A 12529-nucleotide genomic window follows, 5' to 3' on the forward strand; every position below is an offset into this window, starting at 1 on the left:
GATCATGAAAAAGAAAGGTAATTTAATTGAATGGGCTATGGAGTACCATGTATTCCCGCTTTCCCTCTCTGCTATATTTTTTATACTCGGTATTGCGGCGCTTTTCAATATGCCACGAAATGAGTTCCCCGACTTTACCATAAGGCAGGGGTTGATCGTTGGCCAATACCCTGGCGCCTCATCCAAACAGGTAGAAGAACAACTGACAAAAAAGGTAGAAGAATACTTATTCAGCAATAACGAGATCAATAAGAAAAAAACGTATTCCTATTCGCGCGATGGGGTTATGTATGTTTTTGTTGAAGTTGCCGACAATTTAAATGCCATTCAAACCAAAGCATTTTGGAACAAGATCAAAAATGGCATGCTCATTTTACAGAGCCAGCTACCCAAAGAAGTTAAGGGTTTTTATATCGATAGCGAATTTGGCAATACATCGGCAATGCTAATGGCTGTGGAGTCGAAAACCAGACCTTATAAAGAGCTGCTGCGCAATGTGGAAGACATTGAGGCAGAGCTTAGGCAGGTGCAGGATGTTGCCAAAATATCTCATACCGGCAACCTTAATGAACAGGTAACGGTTTATGTAGACAACAACAAGCTATTGCAAAAAGGCGTATCGGTGAGCAATATTATGCAAATACTGCAAAACGAGGGTGCCATAAATGCGGCCGGTAAGGAAGAAGGCGAAGTAGTAGATGAGCCTATCCATCTTAATACATTCTATAAAACCGAAGCAGAGCTTGCAGACCAGATCATCAGGCAGGATGCCAACGGCAATTCGGTTCGACTGCGCGATGTAGCTACCCTTAAACGCGAATATGATGAGCCCGATAGTTATGTAACCTCAAACGGCACCAAATCTATCGTGATTTCGCTGGAGATGATAACCGGTAAAAACATTGTGCAATTTGGTAAAGAACTGGAAGAACGTATAGACAAAGTAAGCAAGCATTTACCAGCCGACATTAAATTGGTTAAACTGGCAGATCAGCCCGAAGTGGTGGATGATTCGATCAGTCACTTTATGAAAGAGTTTGCCTTTGCTCTTGTGGGGGTTGTGTTTGTTGCGCTGCTTTTATTGCCCTTGAGGGTGGCTACCGTTGCAGCGGCGACTATTCCTATCACCATCGCGGCCACACTGGCCATTATGTATATGGTTGGTATAGAGCTCGACACCGTAACGCTGGCCGCTTTAATTGTGGTACTGGGCATCGTTGTAGATGACCCGATAGTAGTAATTGATAATCATGTTGAAAAGCTGGATCATGGCATGTCTGTATGGGATGCTGCCAAAAGCAGCGCGCAGGAACTGTTCCCTTCGGTTTTTACAGCCACATTGGCTATATCGGCCACTTTTGTTCCGCTCGCTTTTTTCATGACAGGCGTATCCAAAGATTTCATTAGGCTATTTCCGGTAACGATCATGATCGCGTTGACTTTGTCATTGCTTATTTCTATGTTGCTGGTACCCTTTTTTAACACCCTCTTTATCAAAAAAGGGTTATTGCACGGTAAGAACGACGAAAAAAGGTCATTTCTGGACAGGCTGCAGAATTTCTTTAACAGCCACATTGGCAATTCCATGAAACATTACAAGCTAACCGTATTCTTTGGAATTATGGCGGTTGTGCTTGGTATAGCCATGATGGGGTTATTACCTCAGCAACTATTCCCTAAAGTGGAGCGGAATCAATTCGCGATGGAGATTTACCTGCCCAGTGGTTATAACCTTTCACAAACAGATAGCGTGGTAAAAGGTATGGAACGCATATTGAAACAGGATAAGCGTATAGTTACTTATACAAGTTTCATTGGCAGCAGTTCTCCGCGTTTCCATTCGGTATATGCTCCAAATCTTCCGGCAAAAAACTATGCGCAGATATTGGTTAAAACAGAATCTGAGGATGCTACCGAAAAAGTGATCATCGATTACCAGAAAAAATATAGCAACCTGTTTCCGTCTGCCTATGTCCGTATGAAACAACTGAACATGATCAACGCGCTTGCGCCAATTGAGGTAAGGATAAGCGGAAACGATATAGCGGCCTTAAAACAGGTTGCTGATAAGGTTTTGGCCATCGGCAAAACACATAAACAGGTAACCTGGCCCAGGACCGATTACAATGAGATGCAGCCATCACTCAAAATTGAAGTAAAAACAGCAGAGGCAGCACGGCTTGGATTAGGTAAAAGCGACATTGCCAACGCGATATCTATGCATTCGGAAGGTATAACCGCCACCCAACTCTGGGAAAATACATATGCGGTAGATGTAAAGATCAAATCGCCCAAATCTGCCCGGAGCAACCTTGCAAATTTAATGGACCTGAATATCGTATCCCCTCAAACCAAATCGGTTATCCCGCTAAGGCAGGTGGCCGATGTGGAACAGGACTGGAACGACGGACAGATTACGCGCCGTAACAGTGTGCGTACGCTAACCGTTAGAATGGATGTAACCCAGGATGCTGTAGCTAATGGCGTTTTAACGGACCTGCAACCAGCAATTGAAAAAATCAAGCTGCCACAGGGCGTTGAGATTAATTACGGAGGAGAATTTGAGTTACAAGGCGAAAACCAGGGACCGATGGGTATCGCTCTGGGCGTAAGTATTGTGCTGATATTCCTGATCCTGCTTTGGCATTTTAAGCATCTTAAACATGCACTTTTAAGCATAACTACTATGCCATTAAGTTTGCTTGGTGCATCTTTTGGTCTGCTTGTGGCGGGTTATCCTTTTGGGTTCACTTCATTTTTGGGGTTGCTTGCCCTTTGCGGAATTGTGGTTCGTAACGGTATTATCCTGATAGACTTTGCCGAAGAATTGAGGTTGCATGAAGGAAAATCTGTATTTGAAGCGGCCAAACTATCTGCAGAACGCCGGATGCGCCCAATTTTCCTCACCTCATCTGCAGCAGCTGTTGGTGTAATACCAATGGTAATCAGCAGGTCATCGCTTTGGGGTCCGCTTGGTACAGTGATCTGCTTTGGCCTGTTGGTATCCATGCTGCTCACGCTATTTGTATTACCTACCCTGTACTGGCTTTTCTTCCGCAAAGAGGATCAAACTAAACCGGTTAGCATAACACCCGAAATTGCAACTGTATAAGCTCATTATCATGAAAACATTCATTTTTTCCATATTCATTTTTACGTGCCTGCAGGCTGGTGCCCAGCAGCATGTGATATCCCTTCAAGAAAGCAAGCAGGCAGCCCTGGCTTATAGTTATGCTTTAAAAAATGGCGAGTTGAAGATCAGCTCTGCAAAGGCCGAAGTAGTTGCCGCCAAGTCTGATTACCTTCCCTCGGTTAGTGCAACCGGGGTGGGTTTATTAGGGTTTAAGGATTTTGTATCGGCCATGCCGCCACTATTAGAAAAAGGTATTAACAATTTTTACCTGTTTGGTGTAACCGGTACCGAGTCGCTTTATGCTGGCGGTAAAATTAAAACCGGCAACCAATTGGCCACATTGCAGCTCCAGGTGAGCCAGATCAGGAAAAAACAATCGGCAGATTCTGTGGTATTGCTTACCGAACAGAAATATTGGAACCTGGTGAACATACAGGAACAACAAAAAACCATATTAATCAACGAGGCACTGCTGAATGCTGTTCTCAAAATGCAAAAAGATATGCTGGCATCAGGTTTAATAGCCCGGAATGACCTGCTGAAAGTGAAGGTTCAGCTGAGTCAGCTGTTGGTTAATAAAAGCAAGCTTCAAAATGGGCGCCACGTAGCACAGTTGGATTTTTCTATGTATACAGGCGTTCCCTTTGATTCGCTTATGGTGATGCAGGACACACTTAATAAAAAAAGCCTGCCTGTGCTACCTGCCCTGCAACCCGATACAAATTTAAGTGGTAATGCCAATTATCAATTACTCTCCAAGCGCATAGAAAGCGAAAAACTGCAGACCAGGTTGGCGAATGGCGATAACCTGCCCAGCCTGGCTGTTGGCCTGAGTGCATCACAAACCGGATCAATCAACAGCGGGATTGGAAGCAGTTTTGCACCAGCCAGTTTTGTTACGCTCAGTATCCCAATTTCAAACGGTTTATGGGGCCGCGGCAAACAAAAGATCAAACAACGCCGAATTAATGAGCAAATAGCGCGTAATGATTTCAGTGACGGGCAAAACCAGTTGAAAGTAGGCATTGTGCGTTATTGGTATGATATGCAAGACCAGCTTACACAGATCAGTTATGCGAAAGACAACCTTGAACAGGCTACTGAAAATCTGAAGGTTAACCAGGATAACTATAAAGCCGGTTTGGCTACCATTTCTGAAGTGCTGGATGCACAAACTGCTTATCAGCAGGCCTCAAGTACAGTTGTTACAGCCTTTGCTGATTTTTATGTACGGTCGGCTGTATATAATTACGTCACTGCAAAAACGGAGAGCCAGCCCCGGATAGCCGGCTCTTTTTAGAAGGCACACCTTAAAACCCAGGGAAACAGTACCGATATCAACTACCGGAATGGAGAATAAAAGAAATCAGTTGGTCAACAGCGCTATCGGGCTTTTTATCAAACATGGCATCATAAGCGTAACCATGGATGAAGTAGCGAGGGCTTCCGGTATGTCCAAGAAAACGGTTTATCAATATTTTGCCAACAAAGGTATCCTGGTTGAAGCTGTTGTTGACCTGTTGATTAAACAGGGCGAAAATATAATCAGGTTAAACGTTGATACGGCAAATGATCCTGTTCAGGAGTTATCTCTTCAACAGGATCTTTTTAACCATTTAATTGCTTTAAGGTATATTTTTAGCGACTTTATATTAAAAAGGTACCCCAGGGCATTTAAAGCATTTCAAGAATTTAAGACCGATTATATGAAGGCGTTTATTGAAACAAATTTAAAACACGGTGTGGAAAAAGGCCTTTATCATCATAACCTTGATGTACCAAGTACAGTCAATATCTATTTATCCGTAACAGACTTTTTAGTGTTTAACAATTCACGAAACTATGCTGACATATTTGTAGCTCTTAATTTATTTATAAATGGTATAACTACAGCAAATGGGCGTCAACTATACGCTAATTATCTAAAGTCAAGTTAATTATACCAGGGAAGAGTTGTCAGATATTTCTACAAGCATCCCACACACTATTATCTAAATTGAATCAGATCCGAAAAATGCAAATTATTGGGCAGTTTCAGTGAAAATGTCATTATTCAAACATAATTTGGGCATTTACTTCAAAGGCACAAAAAGTACAGCATCAGCTGTAGTTACCCCATCGGCATTTTTATTGGATATTTGCACATAGGCCTTATTCCCTTTTAAAAGATCATAGGACCCTAAAGAAACCCATTCACCCGAGGTCTGTCCTTCGATCTTAAGGTCTGATTGGTTGACTATTTTTTCCACTGCACTTTTCCCATCATCAATAGTGATATAGATTTGGGTGGAAGCATTCTTTACTTTAGGCAAGTAAGTATAAATTTGATAATTACCACCTTTAATGATATCCGGAGTGAACCGAACAGCTTTAGTGACCCCAATTTTGGAATCATCCGTAAAATAAGTGGGACCATAACCGCCATTTTTTATGGTTTCCCAGCTTCCTGTTTTTTGGGTATGATCAGTATCATCATTATCAACCAGCACTTCTGGTGTACTGCCATCTGCAAGCGGGTTGCTTTTTAGCAAGTTCTGTACCTCTTTTACATTAACCTCCTGAACCGGTATCTTTTTATCAATAGCCTGGCAGGCAGCAACCGCCGCAGACTGACCTAATACCATAAATACAGGCTCCATGCGTATGGAACCATAAGCAATATGAGTAGCCGATAAGCATACCGGAACAAATAGATTTGAGGCATCTTTTCGCTTTGGAATTATAGCCCGGTAAGAAACAGGATACGGACCAAAACCTCCAACTTCAACATTGCCTTCATTTTTTACCATGCCATTAACTACATGACGGTCACAATTGTGCGAATCCATGGTATAAGCAGCCATTCCAATACCATCGTTTGCAATCTCTTTGCCCTGGCAATGATGCTGTGTCATCACTAACTCTCCAATCATTCGCCTGGCTTCGCGAATATATAGTTGAGGGCTCCAGCCCCCGTTATCCGTATATTCATCTTTCGGATACCCCCATTGCGACATCTCATCCCTGATATTTGCCGGGATCCGGGAATCATTACCGAGAAAATAAAGAAAACCTTTGGTATAGTCTTCATGCGCTTTCCAAATCGCTGCTCTTCTGTTATAATCAGCCTCAGGATATTCCCAATTCATTCCGATCATATCTGTTGAAAAGCCACCCCTGTTATTAATATCCGTTTTTCTATTGGGCATCATACTCATGATCATTACATCGTTAAGGGATTTCCAGGGTGATTTCTCCTTTAAGCGAAGCAACAATTCGTATTGCTGAGGGTTGTAATTCGCAGGCCTGGTTATAGCAATGCGGTTTTCCGGCACATTGGTAAGCGTAATGCGAAAATTATAGGCCTGAACCTTTTTGTCGCCGGTACCTTTTGCCTGTAATTCAGTATCGGCTATGCCCCACAATAAACCGCTTTTCGGATCATCTGGCACCTTAAAGGGGCTTACTCCGTCGGGAAATTGATGTCCGTCCATCAGTTCGACACCATTTATAGTTTCATTATATTGGCTGTTGGCTTCCCGCCCAACAGTATAGGAAACGCCAGCCCGTGCCATTAAATCACCTTCATAAGAGCAATCTATAAATACTTTTGCACGAATAATTTTATTGATAGCAGCAATAGGCTTAAATGAATTTTCAACTATAACTTCTTTTATCTCGTTTCCTTTTTTATTTGTTTTTATTATCCGGTTCTCAAATAAAACAGCAAAACCGGCTCTTTTTACATAGTCGTTAAATATTTCTTCAGCCACCTTGGGTTCAAATATCCATTGTTCAAATTTCCCGTAATGCTCACCTACACGTCGATAAAAATCTCTTGCAAGCCCGGTTACCACATATTTATTACCAATGTCCGTAAACCCCAGTCCACCTGTGGTCATTCCGCCTAAATGTTTCCCCGGCTCAATCAATATCACTGTTTTTCCCATTCTTTTTGCTGTATAAGCTGCAATTACACCTGCGCAGGTGCCGCCATAAATACAAACATCGGCTTCTATTGCATTTTTATTTTGAGCCAGGACCGGCATATCCGAAGAAAAACAGATAGCGGATATGACGAGCAATAACGCTCTTTTAATATTTTCCATCAGTTTAATAGTTAAGTATCTACGATTTAACTTCTCTGCAACATTTAAACGAGTCTGTCATTTTCTCATCATCCAATTTGAACCAATTTACATAATTTCTTTATGTGACTATTGGTCAGACGGCAGTGATTTTGATTTCTTTCGATTGGCCATTAAACTTAAGCCTTACTTTTTTGTTTGTTGGCGATACAATATGATAAGTAACGATACGGCCGTTTTTCCAGGAAAAACTGACCGTGAAATTGCCGCGCGCCTTCATCCCTATTACTTTTCCTTCTTTTTTCCAGGCATCAGGCAGGGCTGGTAATAATTCAATGTAGCCTGCGTGACTTTGAATCAGCATTTCTGCGATCCCTGCCTCGGCGCCAAAGTTGGCATCGATCTGAAATGGCGGACCTGCGGACAGCAAATTAGGATAAACGCCGCCCCCTCCTCCATAGTTAATATTTGTTTTAACGGTAGGGCGCATTAGTTGCGTGAATAATTTAAAAGCACGATTACCATCTTTTAGTCTTGCCCAAAAAATTTGTTTATAAGCGATTGACCATCCCGGACCATCATCTCCGCGGGCGTCCAGCGTTTTTCTGCAAGCTTCGGCCAGTGCCGGGGTCTCTTCAGGGGTGATCAAATGTGCAGGATAAAGTCCATATAAATGCGATATATGCCTGTGATGTGCGTCGGTTTCCTTATAATCTTGCAGCCATTCCATTAAGCGGCCATCGCCTGCAATCTGACCAGCAGGTGGAAGTTGTTTTAGCCGCTCCGAAAGCATATTTCTGAAGCCTTCGTCCTTACCAAGGATTTTAGAGGCGTTAATCACATTTGTAAATAGCTCACGCAGAATCTGATTGTCAATTGTAGGGCCTTCACAAATACTTGCAGTTTTGCCATCGGGCAAATAAAAGCTATTTTCTGGCGATGAGGACGGCGAGGTAACCAGCCATCCTTTGGCGGCGTAAGGAACCAATGTGCTGTTATAAAATTGGGCCGATCCTTTTAAAATGGGATATATTTTTCCAAGATACTTTTGGTCCAGCGTAAAAGCGTAATGCTCCCAAAGATTGTTGCATAACCAGCCTGAGCCCGCTTTTGTAATACCCCACGATGCACTTTCTCCCGGTTCTGTATAACCCCATACATTGGTAATCACATGTGCTATCCAGCCATCGGCCTGATAATAAGCCTTAGCCGTGTTTTCTCCATTTTTTACCATGCCCGCTACCAGGTCGGCAAGCGGTAAATCAAGCTCCGGCAAATTACTAACCTCTACCGGCCAATGATTCATTTGCACATTAATGTCTAAGTGATAGTCGCCATTCCATGGTGTTTGAACCTGGTCAGCCCATAGTCCCTGAAGGTTTGGCGGCAACAAGCCAACCCGTGTACTGCAAATAGAAAGGTACCGGCCAAACTGGTAAAACAGCACCGGGAAGGAAGCATCCTTTGCCGGATCGCGGTAATAATTAGCGAGCCGTTCATTTGTTGGAACCGCGGGAACATTGCCGATACCTAAAGCCAGTTGAACCCGGTTGAACAACCGGTGATAATTAGCAAAGTGCTTTTTTAATTCTTCCTGATAACTGCAATTGATAGCTTTGATCAGATTTTCAGCTACGGTTGTTTGGAAATGAGCATCTTTAAAATTCGTTCCCGCTGAAATATAGAGTGTGACAGACGTTGCATTTTCCACCACAAGTTGATCGCCTTTTGCTTTTATTGTACCACCGGTTACAATGGGCTTTACCTGTACCAAGTAACTCATGCCGTTTGCATCGGAACCACTGTTTAATTGTCCGACCATAGTCAACATCTTATTTTTTGCGGTAACTGTCGAACGTTCGGGGCGGGACAATGAAATGTTAAAATTAAGTTGCCCTGGCTTGTCGGCAGTTAAAGTGATGATGCTGACGTCATGGTTAAAACTGGTAAAATATTCACGCTTATAGGTCACGCCATTTACAACATATGAACAGGTTACAATTGCATCTGCTATGGATAAACTTCTTTTATAATATTTTACATCGGCGCTATCCGCAGGTTTTCCCTTGTAAAAAAACTGCAGGCTGAGATTGCCCAAAACCTGGTAACAGCCGAACTGAACATTAGCACCATTGCCGCTACCAGACCCCGGCCCTTTGCATATATAATTGGCATCTACGATTTTTTGCGCTTCGTCATTTTTACCTTCAGCAAGCAATCTTCGTATTTGGGGCAAAGATTTGTAGGCATCATAATTATTTGCATCCTGCTTTGAGCCAGACCATAGCGTAATATCGTTTAAAACGATCTTTTCCTGGTTGATACCGCCATCAGGCATCATACCTAGGCGTCCATTACCAAGGGGCAGCGTTTCCTCCCAAACTTTAGCAGGCTTGTTATACCATAGCAAAGTATTGCCAGGTTGGGCTTGCACCTGTTGATTGGCAACTAATAAAAAAATAGCAATTAACAGAAAATATGTTTTCATGAAAAATGAGATAGGATTATTTATTGATGAGGAAATGAACTACGCGGCAAATACTGCCCTTGCTTTTACCGTTATGATCTTTCAATACCTTAATATGAAGTACGTGATCGCCAGGGGGTAATGCACTTGCCAGCAACAAATACCACGGCAAATGCAAACCGGAACTCCATTCTGTAAAAAGATCGATTGTATTTTCCGGATTTTCGTCAACCCGCCAGGAAATAATACCTGCATCCGGGCCCGAAATCACCGCTATTCCAATCGCATTACCATTAAAAGGTAGCGTCAGCTCCTGGTCTGCCGCGGTATTCATCAGCACAGGAACATGAACAAAGCCCATGCGTGTGCCGGCTGAATCAAGGGGGATCCAATCGGCAACCAATTGCCAACCTGAAGTATACAGTGCTTTATTTACATCAACGTAAATTCCATTGTCGAAACTATGATCATCAACGGGTGAAGCTAAATGTGTAATTGATTTTTTATGTGCTGATAAATAGTCTTTACGACAATCATTGAATAAACTTTTAATATTTTCGAAATACAGTTGTTGTCCAAATGCCGCCGGATGCAAATCTTTAAAATCCTTCTCCCAACTGAATTCCTGGTTGGCAATTTTGTCATGCACTTCTTTTGCCAAATTGATAGATGGAATTTGATAATGAGCAGCTACCAGTTCATGATTTTTCACTTCAACCGGCTCTTTTTCTTCGTCATAATCTTTGTTCTTATAAGGGTCTGCAAATTCCATCACGACAATATCTGTAGTGGGGTCGCTTTTTCTTACATGTCTAACAATACCCTCCAGGTCGCGTATCTGCGTCAGGCTGTCTGTCCGGTTGACGCGGTCATTAACAGCAGCTTCTAAAAATAGGAGATCAACCTTTCCGGAATCAAGCACATCGTGCTGTAGCCGGAAAGCATGGGGTAAGCTTCCGAGTGAGGGAATTCCTGCAGCAATAAAATGAAATTGCACATCGGGGAACTGTTCCCTGAGGTAATCGCAAACCATTGGCCGCCAGCCGGGATTGTAAGTTATCGATCCTCCGAGAAATGCGACGGTTACTTTCTTTTGCTTATAAAGTTTCTGATAAAAATGAGAAAGTCCTTGCCGTACCTCATAAAAACCAGACAACGGCAAATTATTTAGGCTTGCTTTCGGATGATCCTTAACCTGGGCATTTATGAGCACGTGCCAGGTTAATAATATAATTACGGTTATAAAAAGGCGATTCCGAAAATAGTAGCGCATAATGTTAAAGTAAAAACCACCGGAGTGAGTCACAGCCCCGGTGGAATATCAACCAAATTTATTTATTTATAATCCGGATTTTGTATGAGTACGCCCCCACTCTTATCAATTTCTGTTTGTGGTAGCGGCCAATGGTAAAATTTATCCTCAAAGTGATAATTGATCAGACTTGTTTTTACCGCGTTGAGTACCGGACCGGCAACATGCCATCTTAGCAGATCGTAGTGGCGTAAGCCTTCAAAAGCCAGCTCAACGCGTCGCTCGTGCCTAATTCGTTCACGCATTTGATCTTTGGTGTAGCCGGCAGGGTACGGCGGCATATTTACACGCGCACGCAAATCGGCCATGGCTTTATAAACAGTTGCATCAGGACCTGCAACCTCGTTCTGGGCTTCTGCGTACATTAGCATAACTTCACTCAACCGCAGAATAACAGCATCCTGTTGGCTAAGCGTTGAAAAACCATATGGAATGTTATTAGGCTCCAGGAACTTGATAACTCCGTACCCTGTAGGCCTGAGATTTGAGGGATGGTGAACTTTGCCCGGACCAAAATAAACGGAATCCCTGTACACTGTTTTAGCCAGCCTTGGGTCGCGGTTGTTGAACTGGTTTTTGGTGTCAGTTAATGGTGAAACGCCGTAAGGTTGCCCATCGGTACATTCAAAGGCATCTACCATATTTTGCAGGGGAGCGCAGGCGTCCCAGTCGCCATAATACATATCCCACGGAGTAGCGTTATTTGGCGCCAGGAAATTAATAGAGAAAATATTTTCGGTGTTATTCTTTTGGGTAGCATCCCTAAAAATATCCTCAAAATTAGCACTTAGCTTATATTGTCCCATGAGATCAAGACAAAGGTCTCTTACCTTGCTTAACATGGCAAGATCCGGTGTACCAGTGTTGCCATATGCTGCAAATAACAACACTCTTGCCTTTAACGCTTTGGCAGAAGATGCCGCTGCATGGCCACCGTTGGAATAATACGGCGCACTGTTCAAATTCGCAATGCTGTAATCAAGGTCGGTTGTTATTTGGGTAAGCACTTGCGCTGCGGGTACTTTGGCCTGCTTTTGATTGCTTAGGTTGAGCGGCTCTAATACCAGCGGCACATCACCATAAATGCTGTATAATTGAAAGTAGAAGAAGGCCCGGATAAACCTCACTTCACCTTCGTATACTTTACGCTGGCTATCAGAAATATCTGAACCTTTGTAATTATTCAGGTTTTTCAAAAACATGTTTACCCTTGCAATACCGGTATAGCTATCGTTATAAATAGCCGTTTCATAACCTCCGGTAGTAGGGTTAAAGTTACCCTGAACAAAGTCCTTTGCACTGCCTGCATTAAACTGGTTATAGCCATTATCAGTAAAGCCGTCCCTAAAGCCAATGCCTACAGCAAATTCTTCAGGCTGAAGGGAAGCATAAACTGCTGCCAAAGCTTCGTCAAAATCCGCCTTTGATTTATAAAAGGTTGCGGTTGCGATCTGATCCGCGGGGTTCAGATCAAGGGTCTTTTTACATGCGCCTAAAAACAGCGATGTAATTAATATGGTGGTTATTATAATTCGATTTTTCATGTGGGC

General features: G+C 42.8%; 7 protein-coding genes. 3 read left to right on the forward strand and 4 right to left on the reverse strand.

Features of this window, described 5'->3' with window-relative positions:
- Positions 1–4: 4 nt before the first annotated feature.
- From J2W55_RS19210 to J2W55_RS19220, 3 genes are read left to right on the forward strand one after another with little or no spacing between them, the layout of a single operon-like run.
- Entirely contained in the window at positions 5–3112 is a 3108-nt protein-coding gene (locus J2W55_RS19210; RefSeq protein WP_310099505.1) for an efflux RND transporter permease subunit, read from the forward strand.
- Positions 3113–3122: 10 nt separating this feature from the next.
- On the forward strand, positions 3123–4433 hold the full coding sequence (locus J2W55_RS19215) for a TolC family protein (RefSeq protein WP_310099508.1): 1311 nt from the start codon (positions 3123–3125) through the stop codon (positions 4431–4433).
- 49 nt (positions 4434–4482) lie between these two features.
- Positions 4483–5070, forward strand: a complete 588-nt coding sequence (locus tag J2W55_RS19220; protein WP_310099511.1) for a TetR/AcrR family transcriptional regulator — start codon at positions 4483–4485, stop codon at positions 5068–5070.
- Positions 5071–5205: 135 nt separating this feature from the next.
- Here J2W55_RS19220 and J2W55_RS19225 read toward each other — a convergent pair whose 3' ends face one another.
- From J2W55_RS19225 to J2W55_RS19240, 4 genes are all read right to left on the reverse strand, one after another.
- Positions 5206–7221, reverse strand: coding sequence for an FAD-dependent oxidoreductase (locus J2W55_RS19225; RefSeq protein ID WP_310099514.1), 2016 nt, complete (start codon positions 7219–7221; stop codon positions 5206–5208).
- A 115-nt stretch (positions 7222–7336) separates the two neighbouring features.
- Positions 7337–9688 (reverse strand): glycoside hydrolase family 95 protein, encoded by a 2352-nt coding sequence (locus tag J2W55_RS19230; RefSeq protein ID WP_310099517.1) that lies wholly within the window; start codon positions 9686–9688, stop codon positions 7337–7339.
- Positions 9689–9704: 16 nt separating this feature from the next.
- Positions 9705–10940: an SGNH/GDSL hydrolase family protein gene (locus tag J2W55_RS19235; protein WP_310099520.1), complete on the reverse strand. Its 1236-nt coding sequence runs from the start codon at positions 10938–10940 to the stop codon at positions 9705–9707.
- Between the two features lie 62 nt (positions 10941–11002).
- A complete protein-coding gene (locus J2W55_RS19240) occupies positions 11003–12523 on the reverse strand; it encodes a RagB/SusD family nutrient uptake outer membrane protein (RefSeq protein ID WP_310099523.1) in 1521 nt (506 codons plus the stop codon).
- Positions 12524–12529: the final 6 nt, after the last annotated feature.

This window comes from Mucilaginibacter pocheonensis, assembly GCF_031456535.1.
Classification (GTDB): Bacteria; Bacteroidota; Bacteroidia; order Sphingobacteriales; family Sphingobacteriaceae; genus Mucilaginibacter; species Mucilaginibacter pocheonensis.